This window comes from Shivajiella indica (assembly GCF_042683085.1).
GTDB lineage: Bacteria > Bacteroidota > Bacteroidia > Cytophagales > Cyclobacteriaceae > Shivajiella > Shivajiella indica.
Genome location: NZ_JBHUIV010000016.1, coordinates 99741 through 125503, shown reverse-complemented (window position 1 = coordinate 125503; position 25763 = coordinate 99741). Strand labels below are relative to the sequence as shown.

At 38.4% G+C, this 25763-nt stretch carries 18 protein-coding genes; 9 read left to right on the top strand and 9 right to left on the bottom strand.

Annotated elements, in window-relative coordinates:
* Positions 1 to 47 precede the first annotated feature (47 nt).
* Entirely contained in the window at positions 48 to 1175 is a 1128-nt protein-coding gene (locus tag ACFSKV_RS10085) for a PQQ-dependent sugar dehydrogenase (RefSeq protein WP_380802083.1), read from the bottom strand.
* A gap of 127 nt (positions 1176 to 1302) precedes the next feature.
* On the opposite strand from ACFSKV_RS10085, the gene ACFSKV_RS10080 reads away from it, so the two are divergent.
* Together ACFSKV_RS10080 and ACFSKV_RS10075 are read left to right on the top strand one after the other, a co-directional pair.
* Complete coding sequence (locus ACFSKV_RS10080) at positions 1303 to 3228, top strand: ABC-F family ATP-binding cassette domain-containing protein (protein ID WP_380802081.1); 1926 nt, start codon at positions 1303 to 1305, stop codon at positions 3226 to 3228.
* A gap of 42 nt (positions 3229 to 3270) precedes the next feature.
* Positions 3271 to 4548, top strand: coding sequence for a type IX secretion system plug protein (locus ACFSKV_RS10075; protein ID WP_465270313.1), 1278 nt, complete (start codon positions 3271 to 3273; stop codon positions 4546 to 4548).
* Between the two features lie 58 nt (positions 4549 to 4606).
* Here the strand turns inward: ACFSKV_RS10075 and cas6 are convergent, their stop codons facing one another.
* The 5 genes from cas6 to ACFSKV_RS10050 all read right to left on the bottom strand — a co-directional run bounded on the left by cas6 (position 4607) and on the right by ACFSKV_RS10050 (position 8768).
* A complete protein-coding gene (gene cas6 / locus ACFSKV_RS10070; protein ID WP_380802075.1) occupies positions 4607 to 5479 on the bottom strand; it encodes a CRISPR-associated endoribonuclease Cas6 in 873 nt (290 codons plus the stop codon).
* A gap of 100 nt (positions 5480 to 5579) precedes the next feature.
* Positions 5580 to 6677, bottom strand: coding sequence for a redox-regulated ATPase YchF (gene ychF, locus ACFSKV_RS10065; RefSeq protein WP_380802072.1), 1098 nt, complete (start codon positions 6675 to 6677; stop codon positions 5580 to 5582).
* Between the two features lie 17 nt (positions 6678 to 6694).
* On the bottom strand, positions 6695 to 7777 hold the full coding sequence (locus tag ACFSKV_RS10060) for an AI-2E family transporter (protein WP_380802070.1): 1083 nt from the start codon (positions 7775 to 7777) through the stop codon (positions 6695 to 6697).
* Between the two features lie 124 nt (positions 7778 to 7901).
* Complete coding sequence (locus ACFSKV_RS10055; protein ID WP_380802068.1) at positions 7902 to 8231, bottom strand: DUF3276 family protein; 330 nt, start codon at positions 8229 to 8231, stop codon at positions 7902 to 7904.
* A 189-nt stretch (positions 8232 to 8420) separates the two neighbouring features.
* Entirely contained in the window at positions 8421 to 8768 is a 348-nt protein-coding gene (locus tag ACFSKV_RS10050; protein WP_380802066.1) for a 4Fe-4S binding protein, read from the bottom strand.
* 147 nt (positions 8769 to 8915) lie between these two features.
* Here ACFSKV_RS10050 and ACFSKV_RS10045 point away from each other — a divergent pair, with 147 nt between their 5' ends.
* The 5 genes from ACFSKV_RS10045 (at position 8916) to ACFSKV_RS10025 (ending at position 18440) form a co-directional block, all read left to right on the top strand.
* Positions 8916 to 9932 carry an aldehyde dehydrogenase family protein gene (locus ACFSKV_RS10045; protein WP_380802064.1) on the top strand — a complete coding sequence of 339 codons (1017 nt, stop codon included), beginning with the start codon at positions 8916 to 8918 and terminating at the stop codon, positions 9930 to 9932.
* A gap of 171 nt (positions 9933 to 10103) precedes the next feature.
* Positions 10104 to 11402: a TIGR00366 family protein gene (locus ACFSKV_RS10040; RefSeq protein ID WP_380802062.1), complete on the top strand. Its 1299-nt coding sequence runs from the start codon at positions 10104 to 10106 to the stop codon at positions 11400 to 11402.
* A 125-nt stretch (positions 11403 to 11527) separates the two neighbouring features.
* Positions 11528 to 13789, top strand: coding sequence for an aconitate hydratase (locus tag ACFSKV_RS10035; RefSeq protein ID WP_380802059.1), 2262 nt, complete (start codon positions 11528 to 11530; stop codon positions 13787 to 13789).
* Between the two features lie 241 nt (positions 13790 to 14030).
* Positions 14031 to 15215, top strand: coding sequence for a porin (locus tag ACFSKV_RS10030; RefSeq protein ID WP_380802056.1), 1185 nt, complete (start codon positions 14031 to 14033; stop codon positions 15213 to 15215).
* 144 nt (positions 15216 to 15359) lie between these two features.
* Positions 15360 to 18440: a PAS domain-containing hybrid sensor histidine kinase/response regulator gene (locus ACFSKV_RS10025; RefSeq protein WP_380802054.1), complete on the top strand. Its 3081-nt coding sequence runs from the start codon at positions 15360 to 15362 to the stop codon at positions 18438 to 18440.
* Here the strand turns inward: ACFSKV_RS10025 and ACFSKV_RS10020 are convergent.
* Both ACFSKV_RS10020 and ACFSKV_RS10015 read right to left on the bottom strand, forming a co-directional pair.
* The gene (locus ACFSKV_RS10020) at positions 18428 to 19360 is read right to left on the bottom strand and encodes a tetratricopeptide repeat protein (protein ID WP_380802052.1); all 933 of its coding nucleotides are present in this window, start codon (positions 19358 to 19360) and stop codon (positions 18428 to 18430) included. The genes ACFSKV_RS10025 and ACFSKV_RS10020 overlap by 13 nt on opposite strands.
* Positions 19350 to 20435 (bottom strand): AI-2E family transporter, encoded by a 1086-nt coding sequence (locus tag ACFSKV_RS10015; RefSeq protein ID WP_380802050.1) that lies wholly within the window; start codon positions 20433 to 20435, stop codon positions 19350 to 19352. Before ACFSKV_RS10015 ends, ACFSKV_RS10020 begins: the two co-directional genes overlap by 11 nt.
* Before the next feature lie 145 nt (positions 20436 to 20580).
* On the opposite strand from ACFSKV_RS10015, the gene ACFSKV_RS10010 reads away from it, so the two are divergent.
* Positions 20581 to 21570 carry a cation diffusion facilitator family transporter gene (locus ACFSKV_RS10010; protein WP_380802047.1) on the top strand — a complete coding sequence of 330 codons (990 nt, stop codon included), beginning with the start codon at positions 20581 to 20583 and terminating at the stop codon, positions 21568 to 21570.
* A 537-nt stretch (positions 21571 to 22107) separates the two neighbouring features.
* Complete coding sequence (locus tag ACFSKV_RS10005) at positions 22108 to 23556, top strand: amidohydrolase (RefSeq protein ID WP_380802045.1); 1449 nt, start codon at positions 22108 to 22110, stop codon at positions 23554 to 23556.
* 161 nt (positions 23557 to 23717) lie between these two features.
* Here ACFSKV_RS10005 and ACFSKV_RS10000 read toward each other — a convergent pair whose 3' ends face one another.
* Positions 23718 to 25745, bottom strand: a complete 2028-nt coding sequence (locus ACFSKV_RS10000; RefSeq protein WP_380802042.1) for a M3 family metallopeptidase — start codon at positions 25743 to 25745, stop codon at positions 23718 to 23720.
* Between the last annotated feature and the right edge of the window lie 18 nt (positions 25746 to 25763).

The following is a 25763-nucleotide window of genomic DNA, read 5'->3' as shown; positions in this document are numbered from 1 at the left end:
TTAGTCTTCACACCTTACCTTTAACCTTTAACCTTTCTCCTTTTACCTTATTTCTTATAGCTGATTTTATAGATACAATTAGCCATATCATCAGAAACCAAAAGACTTCCGTTAGGCAGCTGAAGCACATCAACCGGTCTGCCCCATACATCTTGGGTATCATGATTGAGCCAACCTTCGGCAAATATTTCCTCTTTGACTACTTTTTGATTGGAATCTAAGACTACATTGGTGAGTTGGTATCCGATTTTTTTACTACGGTTCCAAGATCCATGCTTTGCAATGAAAATATTGTTTTTATACTTGGCAGGAAATTGATTTCCAGTATAGAATCTCATGCCCAAAGGTGCTGTATGGGGTCCAAGTTTCAAGGCAGGAGGGGCATAGGCACTTTTTTCTTTGCCTTTATTTCCAAATTCAGGGTCTTTTACATCTCCTGCATGCCAATAGGGATATCCAAAGTGCATGCCTTTGTTTGGGGCATGATTCAGTTCACAATCTGGTATGTCATCTCCCATCATATCTCTGCCATTATCGGTAAACCATAAGTTTTTGGTTTCGGGATGCCAAGCAAATCCCACAGTGTTTCTGACACCTTTGGCGAAAATTTCAGGTTTGATATTTGGGGAATTTATATCAATTCGGGTAATAGAGGCAAAAATCTCTTCTGGATCACAGATGTTACAAGGGGCACCAACAGGGACATAAAGCAAACCATCAGGGCCAAATGCTATGAATTTCCATCCATGATGGGCCTTGTCAGGATATTGGTCATAGACTACTTCATAACTTGGTTTTTCCAGGTTTTTCTCTATGTTTCTAAAACGGAGTATTCTGCTTACCTCAGCCACATAAAGGTCTCCGTTTTTGAATGCTACCCCGTTTGGCATTCTAAGACCCTGGGCTAAAGTATACTTTTTATCTGCTTTTCCATCACCATTGGTATCCTTCAGGGCATAGACATTTTTTCCTTGTCTATTTCCCACAAAAATAAGGCTTCCGTCTTCATTCATGGCCAAGGAACGGGCATCCGGTACATCCTCAGCCCAAACAGAAATACTGAATCCTTCAGGAAGTTTGAGGCTTTCCAATTGTATATAATTATTGCTTTTACCCTGACCATTGCAGGAAACTGTGATAAAGAAAAGTAGGAAAATACCAAAGGACCTAAGCATGTGAATTTGATTATGATTGTTTCAAGCGATTTTAATGAAGGCTTAAGTTAGGGCAATTTTTTTTCTGTTTCAAAGTAATATTCCATTTAGGCCCCATATTAAAATATAGTTTACTTATTTTTGCGCCATGATATCCATCAATAATCTTTCCTATTACATAGGAGGTAGAGCTTTGTATGAAAACGCCTCCCTGCACATCAAACCAAAGGATAAAATCGGACTGGTAGGTCTTAACGGTACCGGTAAGTCAACTTTATTGAAAATTATCCACGGGGATTATCAACCAAGTTCCGGAGAACTTCAGAAGGCAAAAGATTGTAGTATTGGATTTTTGAATCAGGATTTGCTTTCCTACCAATCCGAGGAAAGTATCCTGGATGTTGCCCTGGAGGCATTTAAGGAAACTTTGAAACTTCAGGAGGAAATTGATGCTGTGCTTAAACAGATGGAAACTGATCATTCAGATGAGATCATCCATAAATTGGCCAAACTCCAGGACCAGTTTGAAGCTAATGAAGGATATACAATTAAGGCCAAAGCGGAAGAGGTTTTGGAAGGGATAGGTTTTTCTACTTCTGATCTTTCAAGACCGCTAAAGACATTTTCAGGCGGATGGAGGATGCGGGTAATGTTGGCCAAATTGCTTTTGGAAAAGCCCTCCCTGTTGATGTTGGATGAGCCTACCAACCACTTGGACCTTCCTTCTATCCAATGGGTGGAAAACTACCTCAAAACCTATGAAGGGGCAGTGATCGTAGTTTCTCACGATCAGGAATTTTTAGACAACTGTGTAAACAGCATTGTAGAGGTATCCAACGGGAACTTGACCCTTTATTCAGGCAATTATTCTTTCTACCAAAAAGAAAAGAAAGAAAGGATGGAAATCCAACAGAATGCCTATGAAAACCAACAGCAAATGATCAAACAGACGGAGCGTTTTATTGAACGCTTCAGGGCCAAAGCTACCAAATCCAATCAAGTCCAGTCCCGTATAAAAGCATTGGACAGAATGGAAAGGGTGGCTGAGGTAGTGGATGATAATATTGCTGTTAATTTCAAATTTCGGTTTACCCAAAAGTCTGGGAGAGATGTGGTGGTTCTGGACCACGTGTCCAAGGCTTATGGGGATCTGACCATCTTAAAAGATACTTCAGCAAGAATTGAAAGAGGGGATAAAATAGCACTGATCGGAGCTAATGGTAAAGGTAAATCCACATTGCTCCGCATCATTGACGGTACGGAAAAAATAAATGGAAAGAGACATCAGGGCCATAATGTTATCAAATCTTTTTATGCACAACATCAATTGGAAGCCCTTAATGTGGACAATGAAATTCTCCAGGAATTGCAGCAGGCAGGATCCGGAAAAACGGATACCGAATTGAGAAATGTTCTGGGGTGCTTTCTCTTTACCAATGATGATGTCTTTAAGAAAATCAAGGTATTGTCAGGGGGTGAAAAATCAAGGGTAGCCTTGGCCAAAACCCTGATATCGGAAGCAAATTTTCTTTTGTTGGACGAACCGACCAACCATCTTGATATGCAATCTGTCAACATCTTGATTCAGGCTTTACAACAGTATGAAGGAACATTCATTACGGTTTCCCATGATAGACATTTCATTAGGGGAGTGGCAAATAAAATTTGGTACATAGAAAACCATCAGATTAAAGAATATCCCGGAACGTACGAGGAATATGTGTTTTGGAAGGAACAACAGACTGTCAATACGCAGCAATCGGATAATCAAAGTAAATCAAAATCTGAAAATAAGAAAAAAGTATTCAGTGAATCTGAAATCAATCTGGCAAGGAAAGAACTGAAAAAGAAAGAGCAGGAATTGAGTCAGATTGAGGAGAAAATAATGATTTTGGAAACAAAAAAAGCTGATTTGGAAAAGGACATGGCAAATCCAGAGGTTTTTTCCGACAATTCTAAAATTGAAATCCTTAATAAGGATTATCAAAATCTTAAATTTCAGGAGGAGGAATTGAATGCGAAATGGGAAAGACTGGTAGAGGAAATCGGGGAATTACAGGAAAGCGCAGGATAAGAATGAGAATTTGGTATTATTTTTTGTATAATGCTTAAAAAAATGCTTATGCGATTGCTGATTTTATTTCTAATATTTTTTTCCTTCTCCAATTTCAGGCTTTTGGCCCAACAGGTTTATCATGATAGGATATATGAGGAAAATATCCAGTCTGTTCGCTTGTTTCTAAATACGGGTGAATTTGAGGCCCAAATGAATTCTCCGGTCATGGAACTGAATGGAAACAGGCCAATTATGCTTACATTTGATGATTTGGCCTATGATCCGGATATGTATTCGGCAAAGATTATCCATTGCAATGTGGATTGGACTCCCTCGGATCTGAAAGACGCAGAATATTTGAATGAATACAATGAATTCAATATTCTGGATTACGAGAGATCAATAGATACCAGAATTCCCTATATCCATTATAACTTTGTCATTCCGAGAGTTACCAAAACAGGGAATTATATTATCAAAGTATACCGGGGAAGGGATCAAAACCAGATTATCCTGACCAAAAGGTTTATGGTTTTCCAAAACAGCATCAACCTTGCCGCAAAGATTGTTCCTCCAAGCCAAACAGAAATCAGAAGGAAGGTGCAACAGATAAATGTCAACCTGAATTACAAATCCAGAGAACTTTTTGACCCGAGGTCCAATTTAAAAGTGATTATCCGACAGAACCAAAGATGGGATAATATGAAAGTGCTGACTAAGCCTACCATGATCAGGGAGGATATTAAGATGATAGAATACAATCTTTTTGACGGCAGTAATACTTTTTGGGCAGGAAATGAATTCCGTTTTGTAGATCTAAGATTTGTCAGGGCGAAGGGAGTCAATGTAAGTTCCGTTAGAATGGAAAAGGATGTAGTTTATGCTGAAGCAGGAGTGGACAAGGTCAGGCCCCCTTATGGAGTATATTCACAATATCTGGATCTCAATGGCCAATATGCGGTAATGAATCTGGAGAGGAGCAATTATGAAATTGAAAGTGAATATATGGTTATGACTTTTTATCTGGATCCTGAAGAGGTGACAGAGCAGCCTTATATCATAGGATCATTGACCCAATGGGGTTTAAGTCCGGATGCGAAGATGACCTTGAATAAAAATACCAGAAGGTATGAAAGTACCTTGATTTTAAAGCAGGGATGGTATGATTACCAATATGCCTACAAAAGTGATGAAGGCTGGAACACGGTTCCCATTGAGGGTAGTTTCTTTGAGACCGAAAATGAATATGAAGTTTTTATCTATTACAGGGAAATGGGTTCAAGATATGATGAACTTATCAGTTATTTCAATTTGAATCCAAATAAGAGGAGACTTTAAATTTAATCCAAAACTTAAAATGGAGAATTAAAAAAGCCGGTCAAACGACCGGCTTTTTTTATAATTCTTCTTGTCCTTCACCCGAATCCGAAGATTTTTCTTTCTCTTGTTGGGCTTTGTAAGGGATGAAACCCTCTCTCTTGAATTTATATGGTTCTGTCCTTTGACTAGGTAAGTGGTTTGCCAGGTCAAGCATCCCAAAACCTTTATGTGTAAAGGCTCCCAAACCACATTTAAAGACAAAATCCTGTACTTCGGTGGCAGCATATAAAGTGAAAGGAAGTGTATATCCCCTGACTTCATATTTGACATCCATGTCGTAGACAGAATAAATTCTTGCAAATTTCTTTTGCTGTTCTCTAAGCTTGTTTACGTAATTCATATCCGGTACAACCTGGAATTTGTAGAACGATTCCATTTGTTCCTGGGAATACCATCCTGATCTCTCCATCCTTGTCAGGGTTGATTCATACAATAGATCAGAAAATTCATCTGTATCCGGGTTGATGAAACGTTTGCCTGACTCATCATTGAAAGTAGGGGTGATAAGAACCAATGGTGATATACAAACAAACTTGTTTGATGCTTCCAAAGTCGGTTCAAATTCCTGTTCGGTGTACTCAGGGGAAAGAATGAGGTTTCCTAACTCAATTTTCGGAGTTTCAAATACCTGCTCCAGCAAATAGTCCATAAAATCTTCATTGGGTGATGAAAGCACTAGTGTGACTAAACTGGAATAGTAGTGTAATCCGCTTCTACTTACCTTGGTCTGACCTTTTAGACCGGAAAAGTTGAAGTAATTGTAGTTAAAAAACTCTTCACGCCCACCTTTTACGATGAGGCCCTTGAGGAACTGTGCCAGAATATACTGGTGGTGAAAGGGTAAATAAGCTCCTTTGTTTTTTAGGGAAAATATTAGTCTTATTCTCACGGTTTTAAAAATAAAATTTAAACAATTATTAAATTCAAGTCATTAAGGGATGTAATTTGTTTTGTTTCTTGCAAAAGTACAAATTTTTTTCAAAGAATCGTCAAACATTGAACCTAAAATGCATAATATCTCCGTCCTGAACCTCGTATTGTTTGCCTTCAATGGCTATTTTACCATTTTCCCTGCATGCAGCCTCTGTTTTATACTTTTCATAGTCTGAAAGTTTGATTACTTCCGCTTTGATAAAGCCTCTTTCAAAGTCAGTATGGATTACTCCGGCTGCCTGTGGGGCTTTCCAGCCTCTTTTGATGGTCCATGCACGGACCTCCTGTACACCAGCCGTGAAGTAGGTAATCAGGTCCAGTAACTTATAGGCAGCATTGATCAGACGGTTTAATCCGCTTTCATCCAGGCCATATTCACTCAAAAAAACAGATTTTTCTTCCGGATCTTCAAATTCTGCAATCTGGGATTCAATGGCAGCACATAATACAATGACTTCAGCGTTTTCATCCTTCACATTTTCCTTTAATTGTTCTACAAATTGATTTCCTGAAATGATACTTGCTTCGTCCACATTGGCAACATATAGGACAGGTTTAATAGTCAGTAGGTGAAGGTCTCTTACTGCTTCCAAATCTTCCTTTTCCACCTGTACAGCCCGGGCATTTTTACCTTCCTCCAAACCTTTTTTGAATGCCTGTAATATTTCAAGGTCTTTTTTTGCTTTTGCATCTCCCGATTTGGCAATTTTCTCAATTCTGGCAATCTTTTTTTCTACCGATTCCAGGTCTTTTAACTGGAGTTCGGTATCGATGACCTCTTTGTCAAAAACCGGATCAACACTTCCGGCAACATGGACGATATTATCATCCTGGAAGCAACGGATGACATGGATAATGGCATCAACTTCCCTGATGTTTGCCAGGAATTTATTGCCTAAACCTTCACCTTTACTTGCACCTTTTACCAGACCTGCTATATCCACAAATTCTATCACTGTTGGGACAACCCTGTTGGGGTTGACCAAGGATTCCAAAATCTGAAGCCTTTTGTCCGGAACGGTAACCACGCCCACATTTGGTTCGATAGTGCAAAAAGGGAAATTTGCAGCCTCAGCTTTTGCACTTGATAAAGCATTGAATAAAGTAGATTTTCCAACGTTGGGAAGCCCAACGATACCACATTGTAAAGCCATTGATGATTTTTTTCTATTTACAGTTTAAATATTCTGTACTCCCTGTAACCTTTGAAGAACTCCAAAAAGGATACCCTAAAGATGGTGTAAACAGGAATCGCAAAGATCATCCCAAGGATGCCTGCGATTTTTGCACCGGCAAAGATAACAACAAAAATTTCAAGAGGATGCGCTTTTACAGATTTGGAGAAAATTAATGGCTGAAGAAGTACATTATCTGTCAACTGGACCACTGAAAAAACAGACAATATTTTAATTACCATAAAAACAATTTCATTGGAAGATTCAAATGTTCCGGTAGACAATCCTACGATGGTTCCAAAAGCGGCTCCTAAAATGGGGCCTGCATATGGAATTAAATTGGCTACAGCCGCAAACATCGCAATGGTAAGGGCATACTCAATACCCATTAAGGTAAGACCAATGGCTGCCAATGAAAAAATACAGGTCAATTGAATCAAAAGGCCTACTAGGTAATTGGAAAGCAATCTTTCAACTTTGTTGAAAGTGGAAACCGCTAATTCAAAATAAGCATTGGGTACAAGGCTCATGATGTTTCGCCGAAGTAAACCATTTTCAAGAAGGAGGAAAAAGGTTATAAAACCAATCGCCATAATTCCTAACAGTATCGAACTGGTCGTATTTAAAACGGTGTTGATGACCCCCTGAAAATCAATACCGCTGAAACTGGTTACCAGATTCTCTCTGACCTGTTTAATCAAAAAACCAGGTTCACTTTTCACAATCTCATATTGGATCAATATATCCTCTACTTTTCCGACCGGATTTTGGATCTGCTCATAAATATAATCCAGGTCATAGGTAGAGATAATTTGGATTTGGGCACTGATAAGCGGAACAAACAGGGCGCCGATTAGAAAAACTATAATCCCTACTACGGTATAGGAGAAAAAAATTGCCAACCATCTTGGTAAATGTGCCCCTAAAACATGAAAAGAATTGATCCTGTTGGTTAAAGGACGGAGAATTGCAGCAAATACCAGGGAAAAGACAAAGTAAAGTGTAATGTTTGAAAAATACCATCCTGCTATAAAAAGCAGCATTAAAATTAAAATAAGGTATAGTACCGGCTTTTTCATTATTGAATAAAAAAAGAAAAGAAAGAAGCTCTTATCACAACTTAAATTATCTTATAAGTTGCATAAAGACAAATAAGATTTGTCTTAAAAGCTCCTTTCTTTGAATTAAATTAAAGGGGGTATATTAATCCCACCTTAATTCATCATCCATTTCGTTTTCTGACTCTTCTCTTTCAAACTGAGAAAAATCGTAATCGGCCATTAAATCATTTTTAACATGATCTACGGTATCCTGAAGAGCCTCTAGAAACTTTGCAAAATCTTCTTTGTATAGGAAAATCTTGTGCTTCTCAAAAGTGAAGGAATCATCCCTCATCTTCCTTTTACTTTCAGTAATTGTTAAGTAATAATCATTTGATTTTGTAGCCTTAACGTCAAAAAAATATGTTCTTTTTCCTGCTTTTACTCTCTTGGAGAAGATCTCTTCTCTGTCATTTCCTCTGTTATCTTCCACTTTTAAAAGAATTAAGTTGTTTGTGTTTGGAATAATTTGGCACCAAGATAAACGAATTCATAAAATATATTCAAGGGATTTATCAGTTTTTTTTATTTCAAGGCCCAGAACAAGAAGTAAAAGGTTAAAAACCAATATTTTTTATAAGAATTGTATGGATTGAAAAAATAAAAGGGCTAAAACGCCCTTTCATTCTCCGTGCATGAATATCTTTTTCGCCATGAGTTCTTCCTCGGATTCTCTGTGGTCAGGATCATCGACACAGCAATCCACCGGACAAACTGCAGCACATTGTGGCTCTTCGTGAAATCCCGTGCATTCCGTACACTTTTCTGTTACGATGTAATAAAATTCGTCAGAAACCGGCGTTTGTTTTTCATTTGCATCTATAACTGTACCGTCAGGCAAGGTTACTTCCTTCAATTTGGTTCCTCCTGCCCAGGTCCACTCAATCCCTCCTTCATATATTGCAGTATTCGGGCACTCTGGTTCGCATGCACCACAATTGATGCATTCGTCTGTTATCATTATTGCCATAATATGTTCGGTTTAAATAGAATCCAAAATTAATAAGTAATTAACATTTTATGCAAAAAAAAGTTGTCATACTAACTAATTTATATTCATTCTGTCAAAAAAATATTTTTACTGAAATCAATATCTTTGCATCAGAATTCAGAAAAAATGACCTTAGAAGAAAGAATACAGGCTTTTAGTTTGCTGGGAAAAGTAATCAAAGAATTAACAGAGGAAGAGTTTGAAAGTCTGGCCTTAAAAATTGAAAATAACAATAACTGGTTTACCCAAGATCAAACCCGTGCTGCATTTCTGGCAATAGCTGATTTTTTGGAAAAAGATAAATTGAAGGAGTGGTTGGCTCCGTATCATTTGGAAAATCCTATTAAGCCCAAAACAATTGGGATTATGATGGCAGGCAACATCCCTGCTGTTGGGTTCCATGACTTACTTTCTGTTTTAATTTCAGGAAACAGGGCTGCGATAAAATTGAGTTCCGGAGACGCTGTGTCGATACGGTGGCTGGTAGAAAAACTGATTGCGATTGAACCTAGATTTGAAGGTAGCGTAACCTTTGAAGAAATGTTGAAGGGTAAAGATGCCTACATAGCCACCGGAAGTGATAATTCTGCCCGTTATTTTGATTATTATTTTGGAAAATATGACCATATAATCAGGAAAAACCGAACTTCTATTGCGGTGCTCAGAGGTGATGAATCACAGGAAGAACTCAGGGAACTTGGCAAGGATATTTTTCAATATTTTGGTCTGGGCTGTAGAAATGTTTCCAAGATTTACATCAAGGAAGAAAAAAGCCTGCTGGATTTATTGGAAAGTATAAGCGGGTTTCATTTTTTGACCAGTCACCATAAGTACCTCAATAATTACGATTACAATAAATCTATTTATTTGGTCAATAAGGATGCCCATCTGGATAATGGTTTTCTTTTGTTGAAAGAAAGCCAGGAGTTAGTTTCACCAATTGCGGTGCTTTATTATGAATATTATAAAGACCTACCGGATTTGGAAAGTAAAATCGGGGGGATTCAGGACAAAATCCAATGTGTGGTAAGCAAAGACGCCTGGTTCCCTAAAAGTCTGAAATTCGGGGAAGCCCAATGCCCTAAATTGGATGATTATGCTGACGGGGTAGACACCATTGCCTTCCTTCATCAGTTAAAATAATGATTATTGGAATATCCTCAACCAGGGTACAACTTTCCCTTGATATTGGATATGCTTTAAATACTTATATCTGTCAGAATTGGAATCAAGACTGAAAGTTTCATCCATGGACTAAGTTTCATAACTTGGTCTTTCACTATTTAGGCGGTGCCCAGAAAAGTTAAAGCAGTTATGGAAAAACGTTTTCGGTTCCCTACGACTTTTGAAATAGCCTTACTTTTAAGTCTGTTTGTTTTTCTTTTAGCCTTAGCCTTCACCAGGCCTGAAGGACATGCATTTTTTCAATACGGATTTGAGGTTCTTCAATTTTGGAAAACAGGATTTTGGGAATTGTTGGAGTTTACCATGCAAATGGTCTTGATTTTGGTGTTGGGCCATACTTTGGCACTTTCATATCCAGTGGAAAAGGCCTTGAATTTCATGTCTGGATTGGTCAAAAATAATACCCATGCAGTGCTACTTACCGGTTCCCTGGCCATGTTTGCCGGTTATTTGAATTGGGGGTTTGGCTTGGTGCTTGGTGCTATTATGGCCAGAAAAATAGGTGAGGTTGCCCAAAGGAAATCTTTAAAGATTAATTATCCCTTGGTCGGGGCATCCGGTTATCTGGGCATGATGGTCTGGCATGGTGGTTTATCAGGTTCCGCAACGCTCAAAGTTGCAGAACCTGATCATTTTTTGGCGGATGTAACTGGTGTCATTTCCATCCAGGAAACAGTTTTTTCTGATTTCAACCTTTGGATTAATTTTTTTTTGGTACTAGGCCTGATGCTTACCTTATTTTTTCTATCGAAAAAAAGATTTGATACCGGTCATTTAGAAATATTGGATTTTCCTAAAATGCAGCATAATGAAAGCAGAGACAGGGTAGGTTCGGTACTAGGTAGCCTTATTTTGTTTTTGGTTATGGTTGATTTTTTTACAGCTGGTGGAGATTGGTCTTTTATAGACCTGAATTTTGTTAATTTTGCCTTGATTGGGACAGGATTATTGTTTTTCAGGAGTTTAGGCTCCTATGTAAACGGGCTATCCTCCGCGGTGAAAGGAGCAACGGACATTATTATTCAATTCCCTTTTTATGCCGGTATTTTGGGTATGATGAAGTATTCAGGCCTTTTGGTTCTTTTGGCGGAGGATATGGTTTCCCGGTCTGACCCTGGATTTTTTCCACTACTTTCCTTTTTAAGTGCAGCATTTGTCAATTTTTTTATCCCTTCCGGTGGAGGCCAATGGGCAATTCAGGGCCCAGTCATGATGGAAGCAGCTTTGAAAATGGGATTGGATATCCCCAAGATGATCATGGCATTTGCTTTCGGGGATCAGCTGACCAATATGCTCCAGCCCTTTTGGGCATTACCCCTGCTTTCTATTACAGGGATTCCTGCAAAGGAAATTTTTAAATACACCGTATATTTCTTCCTTATTGGCTTGTTGGTATTCGGATTAGGGGTCTGGATTTTTATTGCTTAGAAAAAATGCTGCAATTCTTATTAATTAACTTCTTATGATGTGATTTTACTTCCAAATTTGCCCCGAATTTTTATCTTTGCGGACGATTAAAAAAATCTATTCAACATCTTTAAATATATTTTGCAATGGCATTTGACATAGAAATGATCAAGTCGGTCTACGAAAAATATCCAAGTAGGATAGCGGCTGCCCGTAAAGCAGTAGGAAGGCCTCTCACCTTGACTGAAAAAATTTTATATGCGCATCTTACGCAAGGAGAACCTACGCAAGCTTTTGAAAGAGGGGTTTCCTATGTTGATTTTAATCCTGATAGGGTTGCCATGCAGGATGCAACAGCACAAATGGCATTATTGCAGTTTATGCAGGCAGGAAGAAGCAAAGTGGCTGTTCCTTCGACAGTTCATTGTGATCACCTGATCCAGGCAGAGGTAGGTGCCACTGCGGATTTGAATAAGGCAAAAGATAAAAACAGAGAGGTATATGATTTCCTTTCTTCTGTTTCCAATAAATATGGAATAGGTTTCTGGAAACCGGGAGCAGGTATAATTCACCAGGTGGTTTTGGAAAACTATGCTTTTCCTGGTGGGATGATGATCGGGACGGATTCCCATACCCCTAATGCAGGAGGCCTGGGAATGATTGCCATAGGAGTCGGAGGAGCTGATGCCTGTGATGTGATGGCTGGCTTGCCATGGGAATTGAAGTTTCCTAAACTGATAGGGGTGAAATTGACAGGAAAGCTTTCCGGATGGACATCAGCAAAAGATGTGATCCTGAAGGTAGCTGGAATTCTTACCGTTAAAGGAGGAACCGGGGCAGTAGTTGAGTACTTTGGTGAAGGGGCCAGATCTTTATCCGCTACAGGAAAAGGAACCATCTGTAATATGGGTGCCGAGATCGGCGCCACTACTTCCATTTTTGGCTATGACGAAAAATCTGAAGCCTACCTGAGAGGTACAGAAAGAGGGGATATTGCAGATATGGCCAATGGTATCAAAGAGCATTTGACCGGGGATGAAGAAGTCTACAATAATCCTGAAAAATACTTTGATCAAGTAATTGAAATCGATCTGTCCCAACTGGAACCACATATCAATGGTCCATTCACACCTGATTTGGCATGGCCACTTTCTAAATTTGCCGCAGCTGTGAAGGAAAACGGATGGCCTGCAAAATTAGAGGTAGGTCTTATTGGTTCTTGTACCAATTCTTCTTATGAAGATATATCAAGGGCTGCATCATTGGCCAAACAGGCAGTCGATAAAAAACTTATCGCAAAATCTGAATATACCATTACCCCAGGTTCGGAACAGGTAAGGTATACTGTAGATCGTGATGGTTTCCTGGATATCTTTGGTCAGATGGGGGGCGTAGTTCTTGCCAATGCCTGCGGACCTTGCATTGGGCAATGGGCACGCCACGGAGCAGAAAAGCAGGAGAAAAACTCCATCATCACATCTTTCAACAGAAACTTTGCAAAAAGAGCTGACGGAAACCCAAATACCCATGCTTTTGTTGCCTCACCAGAGATTGTGACCGCTTTAGCCATTGCCGGTGACCTTACCTTCAACCCAATCAAGGATACTCTGACCAATGAGGAAGGTCAACAGGTGAAATTAGACGAGCCTGCAGGTCTTGAACTTCCGACCAAAGGTTTTGCAGTAGAAGATGCCGGCTACCAGGCTCCCGCAAAAGACGGCTCAAAGGTAGAAGTGATTGTTGACCCCAAATCTGAGCGATTGCAATTATTAGATCCTTTCAAATCTTGGGAAGGAACGGATTTGAAGGGTTTGAAATTGCTGATCAAGGCCAAAGGCAAATGTACCACCGATCATATTTCAATGGCTGGACCTTGGTTAAGGTTTAGAGGTCACTTGGATAATATTTCCAATAATATGCTGATTGGAGCAGTCAATGCTTATAACGGCGAGACCAACAAAGTTAAAAACCAACTAACCGGTGAATATGGAGAGGTTCCAGCTGTACAACGACAATATAAATTGCAGGGAATAGGTTCCATTGTAGTTGGCGATGAAAATTATGGTGAAGGTTCTTCAAGAGAACATGCTGCCATGGAGCCTAGGTTCTTAGGTGTAAGGGCAATTTTGGTAAAATCTTTCGCCAGAATCCATGAGACCAACCTGAAGAAACAAGGTATGTTGGCTTTGACATTTGCCAATCCTTCAGATTACGATTTAATTCAAGAGGATGATTCCATCGATATTCTAGGCCTGACTTCATTCAAGCCGGGACAGGCACTGACAGTTGTTTTAAACCATAAGGATGGAACCAAGCATGAGATTCAGGTTAACCATACTTACAATGAAGGTCAGATAGAATGGTTTAAAGCTGGATCAGCTTTGAATTTGATAAAGGCCGGAGTTTAAACTTTATTCCTTAAATTTTAAAGCCAGGCGCAACAACGTCTGGCTTTTTAATTTTAACCCGATTTAAAGTGAAAATTTAAGGTCTAATTTTTTAAAGCCAAAAAAATGTAATACGACTCCTTTAATTTCCTTTGTTTTTTAATTATATCAATATTTTGCAAAATAGGTTTATATTTAATCAGAATTGATTGTTAAAATGAGAGTTTTGGATGGATTCAAATTGAGAATTGTTTTATGCAAAATGTCCATAATATTGAGCTTTATGTTTTTGGCTGAAAGTGGCTTGGCTCAAGTTGTAGAATCTGATGAAAGAGCTCAGTTAAATGTAGATGAGGGAATCAGCTTCTCTAAGGATTCTCTGTTTTTGTTAAATTTTAGATTTAGAATGCAAAATCGTGCAGGTTTTAATACGCTTGGTGGCGATGACCTTGAAATCAAGGATTTTGAAATGCGGGTACGAAGGCTCAGGCTGAGGTTTGATGGTTTTGTGGGCCATCCAAAACTACAGTATTATATTCAACTTGCCTTTTCAAAAGCAGATCTTGACCTCGAGGCCACTGCTGTTGCCCAACCCATCAGGGACGCCATTCTATATTATTTTGTCAGTGATAATTTTTATATAGGTTTTGGACAATCTAAATTACCAGGTAACCGCCAAAGGGTAATAAGTTCAGGTAATTTGCAGTTTGCTGACCGATCAATAGCTAATTCCTATTTCACCATTGACAGGGATTTTGGATTGTTTCTATATAATACTATTCCTCTTAACGGACCTTCATTAATTCAATTAAAAGGAGTAGTTTCAACAGGGGATGGAAGAAATGCCTCTGCAATCAATAACGGATTGGCTTATACAGGAAGAGTGGAATATCTTCCTTTTGGGGCATTTTCAAATGTCGGTGATTATTCAGAAGGTGATCTTGAATTTGAATATACTCCCAAATTATCAATAGGGACAACTTTATCAACCAATATTAAAGCCACTAGGACAGGTGGGCAGTTAGGGCCGGAACTTTATGAAAACAGAAATATGACAAGCTTTATTGTTGATGCCATGTTTAAATATGTAGGATGGTCTTTTTTGGGAGAGTATATGCAACGTACTTCACCTAATCCTATCACCACCAATGATGAGGGTGATATTAGGTTTGTACAGGTAGGGAAAGGTATCAATACCCAGTTGGGCAGAATGATTACCAGGAAAATGGAGTTGTCTATGCGCTATTCCAAAATAGTTCCTGACAAAAGTATTGAGGATCTGCAGGATAGGGTGGATGAATTACTCATAGGATATTCTTGGTATATCAATGGACATAGAATTAAACTACAGGCAAATTTTGGGTATAAATGGTTAGAGGGCTTGTACCAAATTGATAATACAGGTAACTCTTTTACCGGTATGTTTCAGGTAGAATTCGGAATTTAGCCTATTAAAAACATTTTATTAGATTTTAAAAGCAAAAAATTTGGTACAAAAAACAAATTAATGTATGTTTACATCGTTAATTGTCTGTAATTACAATTTTCACCCTATTTTGTGCTTTCATGACCATAACATATTGAACTTTCGATGAAAGAAAGAGGTATTAATAATACTTTTAAGAAAATAATTTTTGAATCCAGCGAAATGGTTTTTTTGGCGGATGATTCATACCCCTATAATATTTTTTATAGCAATCAGGCCTTTGAAAATCAGATTGGACAATTCTTGGATGAAAGGAGCTTAGTAGGACTTGGCCTCGATATTAACTCTTATATTTTCAATGAGGAATTGATTTTGCCTTTTATGGGAGTAGAATATACTTTCTTTTTGGAATTGCCTCAGGAAAACGCCTCAAATTATTTCCTCTTTTATAAAGGAAAAGAAATGAGAGGGCAGGGTTTGCCAACCAAAGCTGATTCCCAATACTTTTTCAGAAATACAATTGACCTGGTCGGGATTGGACAAGAATCGTTTTTGACTTGGATTAGTAATTCTGTAAAACAATTATTGGGTTACAATCCGGAAGAAATTGTAAATATTGAACTTTGTAGCTTTTTTCACCCCGATGATTATGAAAAAATAAAATCTTTACTTTTTGATGTCAGGCAGGAGAGGAAAAACAGCAATTTCATTTCCAGAGTAATTTCTAAGAATGGGGATTACAGGTGGTTTGAGTTCAATGTCCATTTTATAGTGGGTAAATTTTATGCGGTTGGTAGGGATATTTCCGAATTCAAAAACCAAATCATAGAATTACAAAATAAAAATGATTTACATGCTTTAGTGGAAAGTGTGTCCCATATTGGATTTTGGGAATTGGATACCGATGAAAACACTATCCGGTTTTCAGAAGAATCATTGTCTATTTTTGGGTTAAAAAAGAACGCTGAGCTTACCCTGGAAGAGGTCATTGATTTATTTTCACCTGCAGACAGGTCCTTGATAAAAACCTCCATATCTTCTCTTTTGACATCCGGGAAAGAGTTTAATCTTTCACTTGAGATTAAACAAGAAGGAAATGGATTGAAATGGGTGAAATTCTCAGGAAAGACAGCTGTACTTGCGAACAAGGAATCCAAAATCTTTGGTACATTCCAGGATATAACCGAAGAACAAATAGATATCAATCAATTGGGGGTATTTAAGGAGATATTCAATTTGTCCCCTGATGCTGTTCTTATTTGTGATATGACCGGTAAAATTTTATTTCATAACCAAATGGCCACTGTTACATACGGTGGATCTCCCGCTCTTGGATTTCCGGAAAGAATAGATGAAATTGAACCTTTGTTTTCTGAAAAAGAAATCTGGGATAATCATGTCGAACAGCTGACATCCAGCAGAAATAAAATTTACCAAAGTAGCATCAAAAATGCTCAAGGAAAAGAAATTAGGGTTGAAATTTCTACCCAATTAGCGCAAATACAGGACGATAACTTTTTGATTTCAAATATCCGTGAGGTTCATGATAGACCTGGGACAGTAAGTGTTTCAAGTGGTTCGACAGATTTCTTACACCATTTGACAGCGCATATCCCCGGTGCGCTCTACCAATTTGTGGTCGACAAAGAAGGAGAGATGAAGTTTACATATTTAAGTCCCGGGATCAAGCAATTGTTGGACCTTAGTGAACAGGAATTGGCAGGCTTTAATGACGTTGGCAAAGCCATCTCAAAAGTACATCCTGAGGATATAGCCCAAGTCTTAACTTCCACCGTTTCTTCTGCCAGAAAACTAAGTTCCTGGAGCTGCAAGTTTAGGATTGTTGAACCCGGAACAAAAAATTATAAATGGGTCATGGGTGCAGCCAAACCTGAGTTGCTGGAAAACGGAGATGTAGTTTGGTACGGTTACCTGACGGACATCACGGACCAGAAAGTCTTTGAAGATAAACTCAGGAATGCCAAGGAAGAGGCATTGAAGGCAAGCCAGATTAAATCAGAATTTTTATCCATTATCAGCCACGAATTAAGGACTCCGTTGAATGCAATCTCCGGTTCGGTCTATTCACTTCTTCAGGATGAACATACCCAAGTCCAGGCCTCTGCTTTCAATACCATCAATTTTGCAGTGGAAAATCTGATCACCATGATCAATGATTTGCTGGATTTCCAAAAAATCGAAGCAGGCAAACTTACCTTGGAAATGGCTCCAATGAATATTGAAGAGGTAGTGAAAAATGTCGTCAGCGGACTGGAATACCATGCTAAAGACAGTGGAAATAAACTGATTTTGAAAATCAAGAATGATTTCAATTTTGAGGTAAAGGGAGATAAGGTAAGGATATCCCAAGTTTTGAATAACCTGGCCACCAATGCACTTAAATTCACCCATAAAGGGGTAGTGGAGGTGATTGTGGAATTAAAAGGAACTACCGAAGATAAGGTAAAAGTGTATTTTGAAGTGAAGGATAACGGTATTGGAATTGCTGAGGAACACAAAAACAGGATTTTCAATGAGTTTGACCAGATCCAGCATTCTTTCAGTAAGAAATACGGAGGAACTGGCCTGGGATTGTCCATTACAAAAAAACTATTAAGATTAATGGGCAGCGATATTGATCTGCGCTCAGAACTTGGATTAGGTTCTTCTTTCTTTTTTGAAATTGAATTTGAAAAAGTTAATCCAAAAGCAGCTATCAGTCCGTCCGTTGAACAGGCAAGCAATTTGAAAGAGGAAGTAGTCCAGCCGCAATCTGGAATCGAAAGTCCTGTAATAATTGAACCTGCAAAAGAAGAACCGGTTTATTCCAAACCTGAGCCGCCTGTAGTTTTTTCCAAGCCTAAATCCTTATCTGAAATTAAGCTATTGATGGCGGAGGATAATGATGTAAATGCATTGGTACTAGGTAAAATCATCAAGAAATGGGGTATCCATTACCATAGGGTAAACAATGGGAAATTGGCGGTGGAAGCTATTGAGGACGGTGATTATGACTGTATCTTAATGGACATTCAGATGCCGGTGATGAACGGCTTTGAAGCAACTGAGAAAATTAAGGAAATCTCCAATGTTCCGATTTTGGCTCTTTCGGCAGCCGATAAGATCGAAGTTATGGACAGAATTGACAAAACCGGTTTCGATGGTTATGTTGCCAAACCGATTGATGCTTCCGAATTATTAAGAAAAATCAAAGAAGTATTGAAAATTGAAAATCAGAGCGTCTGAGCCAAATCCAGGTATTCCTTGACAAGGTCCATATTTGGATCTTTTGCATAAATATCCTGTAAGTAACTTAAGGCCAATTCTTTTTGGCCTTTTTTGGTATAATAAATCCCCTTGTTTCTTAAGGCATACAGATTTTTTGAATCCTGTTTCAGGCTATAATTGATATCTTCGATTCCACCTTCCAGATCATCTAAAAACAACTTGTATAATCCCCGGTTGTTGTAATAAAATGGTTCCCTAGGATTGATTTCAATAGCATTTTCAACCCATCTTAAAGCTTCGGGGTATTTCTTTTCTTCAAAGGCTATCATAGATCTCAAATTGGAGATGTTGGCCTCTTTAGGATTAAGTTTTTCAGCTTTTCCCAGAATGCTCTTGGCTTCTTCAAATTGTTTTAGATAATATAAAATTGTCGCTTTATTGACTAAAAGATCTGTGTTTTCGGGTTGAAGTTGTAAACCCTTATCAAATGAAGTTAAAGCTTTCTCATAGTTTTCCATTTGATTATAAACCAAACCTAAAAGAAAATAGCTTTGCCAGTTGTTTGGTTTTATTTGCACCAATTCACTTGCATCTGCTAATGCTTTATAGTATTCTCCATTATCCATGAATGCCAAGCCTCTTTGAAACAAGGCGTCACTGTTCTGGGGATTGAGGGCCAAAACTTTACCATAGTCAGTTATGGCATCATCAAGCCTAAAAAGCCTTTGATAAACCAAACCCCGATTATACAGGGCGTCGGCAAAATCAGGGTCAATGTTAATGGCTTCTGTATAGAAATCAATCGCTGATTTGGTGTCATTTTCTTTTAATTTTTCATTTCCCTTTAGAAGAAAACGACCCTTTTTGTCTTCCGGACTATCACATCCTAATAAAAATAGAAGCAGAAAAAGGGGAACTAGTAGGTTATTAATTTTCATTATCCTCAATTGCCTGAAGTGGTTTCTCTTCTCCTAACAGCAAAGCAAATGGCTTGGTTTCTTCGCTGAGTTCAAATATTTGTCTTAATACCGCTAAGGCAGGGATTATGATAATCATGCCGGCTATACCCCAAATTGATCCCCCCACCATTAAACCCAAAAAAGTGACAAAAGCATTTAGATTCACATTGTTGCCTACAATTTTGGGGGTTAGGAAATTACTTTCAATAAGTTGGATGATCTGAAAAGCAACTACGACTCCTAAAGGATACCAAAGGCTGTCTTTGGTAAGAAAAGCGAAAATAGTGGGAAGGATGGCGCCCAAGAAAGGCCCTAAAAATGGAATAATATTTAAAATCCCGGCAAATACTCCGAAGAAAATGGCATGTTTGATGCCCAAGCCCAGAAGTACAGCGGAATTGAGAATTGCCAGAATAGCCATTACCTTAAAAACTCCAATGATATATCTTTGAATTACCCTTCTTAAATCCCTGATTTGGTTTTTTACTTTTTCTGATTCGTGGTTATTGAAAAGTTGCGAAATAAAATAGGTTAAATGGTCCCGGTATAAAAGAAAGAAGAAAATGAAAACTATCAATAAGGCAAAGGTGGTAACTGAACCTAGAGTTCCTAAAATGAAATCGGCTATACTCCTGCTGTTGTTTTGCAGAAGGTCAATTAAATAGTCCTGGTTAATGCCTTTTCCGATTCCTGTTTCAATTTGAACCTTATCTGAAAGGAAGATATCAATTTCCAAAAGGTATTTATTCAGTTTTTCCCCTACATTACTCAGGTCCTTGCTGAAACTTGCTACTTGCAAGGCAATGAAGGTCAATAAACCCAAAATGCCCAATAATCCGGAGAGTAGGGCAATCACCGAACTCAATGTCCTTGAAAAATTTTTCTTTTCCAGCCAATTTCCAAAGGGTACAAGAAGTGCTGAAATAAATCCTGCCAAAAAAAGCGGAATTAAGATACTTTTTGCCAGGACCAGAATAAATATGATGACGATTATCAGCAATATTACCGCCAATGCTTTCAGATAAGCTGGTAAAATGATTTTTTTTCCCTCCATAATTAATTAGGTAAAAATGAACCGATATTCGGGAGACTTTTGTTTCAAAGAATCGAAACGAATTGTCAGAAATAAGTTGATTTTTAACGTGCTGTTCAGTTTTACTTAAAATTAGTTCTTATTTTGGCCTTATAAAAATAAATAAGTGGAAAGAGAGAAATGGCTATGGATTAAAATTTCATTTGGAGTGAGTTTTATCTTACTCATTGTTAAATTTTACTCATTTTATATTACACACTCGACCGCAATACTAACTGATGCCCTGGAGAGTATTGTGAATGTGGTAGCCGCGGGATTCGCCACTTACAGCATTTATTTGAGTTCAAGACCAAGAGATGATAACCATCCTTACGGACATGGAAAAATCGAATTTTTCAGTGCAGGAGTAGAGGGGACACTTATTATGCTCGCCGGTCTGTTTATCACCTATCAATCCATTTATAATTTCTTTTTCCCCAACGACCTTGAGAGATTGAAGGAGGGTATTCTTCTGATTTCTTTTACAGGTTTAGTAAATGGAATTTTGGGTTTGACATTACAAAAAAAAGGTAAGAAACTGAATAGCCTTACCTTGGAGGCAAGTGGCAAACATTTGCTTACTGATACCATATCAAGTTTTGTGCTGATAGTGGGTGTATTCATCATTTATTTCACTGGATTGGCTTTTCTGGATTCTGTATTTGCCCTTCTTTTTTCGATATACATCATTTATTCCGGTTATGGACTTGTAAGGAGATCTGTGGCAGGTTTGATGGATGAAGCAGATCCGGTGGCGGTGGAATCAACTGTTAACACCATCAATCAACATAGAAAAACAAATTGGATAGATATCCATAATATGCGTGTTCAGCAATATGGAAGCGATCGGCATATAGACCTTCATTTGACACTACCTTATTACCTGGATTTGGGGCAGGTACACGATGAAGTGGAAGAACTGGAAAATGTACTTGAAAACAATTGGCCCGGAGTAATGGAGGTTTTCGTTCACGCAGACCCTTGTTTGCCTGACAAATGTTGCCATTACTGTCAGATTAAAGATTGTGAGGTTCGGAAATTTCCAATTGATACCAAAATTGAATGGACGGCTTTGAATATGTCCAAAAACCAAAAACACTATCACGAACTCATTTAAATCAGAATAATCAGGGCAGAAATTTATTTAAACAGAATTTTTCAGTATTAATTCTGAAAGTTTATCATTGTTTTTGTAATAAATTTGGCTTTTAAATTATTGGGCCAAATATAAATTGGGATAAAAAAGAATGTCTTGCTTAACATTTTTTTATTTCTTCTAAAAATAATCACTCCTTAAGAAGAAAATTTTTCGTTGATTTGATTTCCTACAGAATTATTTGTATATTTTGCAAAAAAACAGCTATGAACGAGGAAAAACAATTCAGGATACTTTTGGCCATTTCGTCAATCGTATGGCTGGTCCTTGTTGGGTTACTCATTGTGGTCTAACAGGATCCAAAGAGTGCAAAGTATGTTTCAAAACAGCTAATGCTTTTCAAATGGATTAAGGAGTTAAAAAGGGATGTGTGTTACACATCCTTTTTTCTTTTTTAGAATAACGGTTGAACTTGTGGATTATTCTGTTTTGATTTCAAAAACCTTCACTTATTTTTATTACATAAAATCACGCAATCATTTATTAAATCCGAACAATATGAAAAAATCGTTACTCAGTCTATTTGGGCTAATTTGTTGGCTTCCTCTTTTTGCACAGGAGCCATCCCATGAGTCTTTTATTATTAAAAACCTTGATGCCAATACAGAAAGGTTTTCCAAAGCAGCCAGGGAAATTTGGGAAAATCCAGAATTGGGATACCTTGAATATACCAGTTCTAAAGTTCTAATCGAGGAATTAAAAACTGCGGGTTTCAATGTGGAGACGGGATTGGCCGGAATGCCTACTTCATTTATAGCGACCTATGATAAAGGAGGACCGGTCATTGGATTTCTAGCTGAGTATGATGCTCTTCCCGGTTTGTCTCAGGATGCCGTACCTTACAGATCCATTTTGGTGGAAGGTGGAAATGGGCATGGATGCGGGCACAACCTTTTTGGCACTGCGGTCGTGGCCTCAGGGGTTGCTTTAAAAGAATGGATAGATGCCAACAATATACAGGCTACCATCAAAATATTTGGGACCCCAGCCGAAGAGGGGGGAGCCGGTAAAGTGTATATGGTCAGGGAAGGTCTATTTGAAGGGGTAGATGCCGTAATCAATTGGCATCCCAGTGACCGAAATGCTGCCAATGCTTCTACCTGTACGGCTGTGATGCAGGGCTATTTCAAATTTTATGGACAAACATCCCATGCTGCAGGTTCTCCTGAGCGCGGACGGTCTGCCTTGGACGCGGTCGAAGCCATGAATATGATGGTAAACATGATGCGTGAACACGTAGATCAAGGTAGTAGGATTCATTATGTAATAACCAATGGTGGATTGGCTGCCAATGTTGTTCCTGACTATGCCGTAGTAGAATATATGGTCAGACATCCTGATGTAACTGAAGTAAAAGATATGTGGCAAAGGGTGATCAAAGCGGCGGAAGGCGCTGCAATTGGAACAGATACCAAGGTTGAAGTAGAGGTTGTAGCCGGAATTTATGGACTTCTTCCTAATGAAACCCTCGCTAAAACCATGCATAAAAACCTGAGCACTGTAGGCGGTGTGGAGTATGATCAGGAGGAAACAGAATTTGCCAAGCAAATCCAAACAACCTTTAATTCTCCAAGAGTTCCTCCTTTGTCAATGGCCAAAGAGATCCAACCTTATCAATTGAACCACTTTCCGGCATCTACTGATGTAGGGGATGTCAGCTATGTGGTGCCAACCGTTGGTTTGGGTACCGCAACCTGGGTGCCGGGGACTGCTGCACATACATGGCAGGCCGTAGCTGCGGATGGGATGACAATAGGCTATAAGGGAATGATGGTAGCAGCAAAGACCATGGCTCTGACCGGCAAAGATCTGATTTTGAATCCTTTATTGATCAAAGAAGCAAAAAAAGAATTTGATGAAAGATTGGGAGGTTTGAAATATGAGCCTTTGATCGGAGATATGGCTCCACCTTTGCATTTCAGAAAGGATCAGAATAAAGTGAAATAACCAGGGTAAAATCGGTCTTATATTTACAATTGAATTTTCCCACAAAGGGCACCAAGCTACAAAGAGGTTATAGATAACCTGGTTTTTGTAGATATTGGTGTTCTTTGTGGGATTTTTATTTTTTCAGGTTTGTAACCCTGATATTGGATTAAAGTTAATCACTAAAGCAATCCGGCTCTTTTTAATAATGCATCCGGTTTTGGGTCCCTTCCCCTAAATCTTTTGTATAAAATTGAAGGGTCCTCACTTCCACCGGCAGACAAAATATTTTTCTTAAAGGATATTGCAGTTTCATGATCGAATATGCCCTTTTCCAAAAAGAGTTCAAAAGCATCCGCATCCAATACTTCAGCCCATTTATAGCTATAATAACCTGCAGCATATCCACCTTGGAAAATATGGGAAAATGAAGTGCTCATGAGCGTTCCTTCTACTTCAGGGAGTAGATTTGTTACTTTCATGTTTGCTTTTTCAAATTCTGGAATATTGGTAATGGAATTAGGGTCCGAACCATAGTAAGCCATATCCAACAAACCAAAACTGATCTGCCTCACCGTTTGATATCCTTGATGGAAGTTTGCCGCATTTTTGATTTTTTGGATCAAATCCTCAGAAATGGGTTCTCCGGTCTCAAAATGCCTGGCAAAAAGATCCAGACATTCTTTTTCATAACACCAGTTTTCAAAGATCTGGGAAGGTAATTCCACAAAGTCCCAAAAGACACTTGTACCGGATAGGGATTCATAATTTCCCTTTGCCAGCATTCCGTGAAGAGCATGTCCGAATTCATGGAAAAGCGTCGTGACCTCGTTAAAAGTCAATAGTGAAGGTTTGGTTTTAGTGGGTTTTGTAAAATTACACACTATGGAGACATGAGGTCTTTGGTCAACGCCATTCAAAACTTTCTGTCCTCTATAGCTTGTCATCCATGCGCCGTTCCTTTTTCCAGGTCTGGGAAAAAAGTCCGCATAAAACACAGCAACATGTTTGCCTTCCAAATCCTGGACTTCATAGGTGATCACTTCAGGATGGTATTTTGGAATATCAGGGTTTTCAATGAATTTAATATCATATAGTTTTTCAGCGGTGGTGAAAACACCTTGAATAACATTTTCAAGTTTGAAATAAGGACGGAGTAATTCATCGTCCACCTCATATTTCTGTTTTTTCAACTTTTCTGCATAATAAGAAAAATCCCACTTTTCCAATTTGTCCAAGCCATCAAGCTTAAAGGCAAATTCAGTAAGTTCTTCGATTTCCTGTTCTGCTTTAGGTTTGGCTTTCTCCAATAAATTGTGAAGAAAATCCATCACTTTGGGGGCACTTTTGGCCATTCGCTCTTCCAAGACAAAGTCAGCGAAACGGGGATAACCCAATAAATTCGCCCTTTCATTTTTTAACCTCAACATATCTTTGATATGCTGTTGGTTGTCCAAATTGTCCCCTTTACAGGATTTGGTATTGTAGGCAATAAAGAGCTGTTTTCTCAAATCCCGGTTTTTTGCGTAAGTCATAAAGGGGATATAACTAGGAAATGCCAAAGTGAAAACCCATTTGCCGGGTTTATTTTTTTCTTCAGCAGTCTGGGCAGCAGACTCTTTGATTGCATCGGGAAGACCTTCTAAATCTTCTTCATTTTCAACAACCAATTCATATTTGTTGGTCTCCGCAAGTACATTCTCACCAAATTTCAAACCCAATTGGGAAAGTTCCCTGTCAATCTCCCTTAATCTTGCTTTTTGATCATCATCAAGTTTGGCTCCATTTCTAACAAATGCCTTATATGTTTTATCCAATAAAGTCTTTTGTTCTTCAGAAAGGTATAGGTTTCCCTTTTGTTCATATACCTGTTGAATCCTGTTGAACAGGTCTTCATCCAGTAGAATATCATTGCTATGGGCAGTCAATAACGGGGAGATTTCCCTTGCCAAAGCCTGAATGGTATCATTGGTTTCTGCACTGTTGATATTGAAAAATATGGATGAAACAATATTGAGTCTTTCTCCCGCCCGATCCAATGCTTCAACCGTGTTCTCAAAATCAGGAAGTGACTGATTTTTAATGTTTTCTATTTCGCTTTTTGCCAATTGAATGGCTTCCTTTATGGCCGGAAGATAATGCTCATTTTTTATCAGGTGAAAAGGTGCTGTTTCAAATGGTGTATCAAAGTTTTCCAATAATGGATTCATAATTTCTTTTGTTTTTAC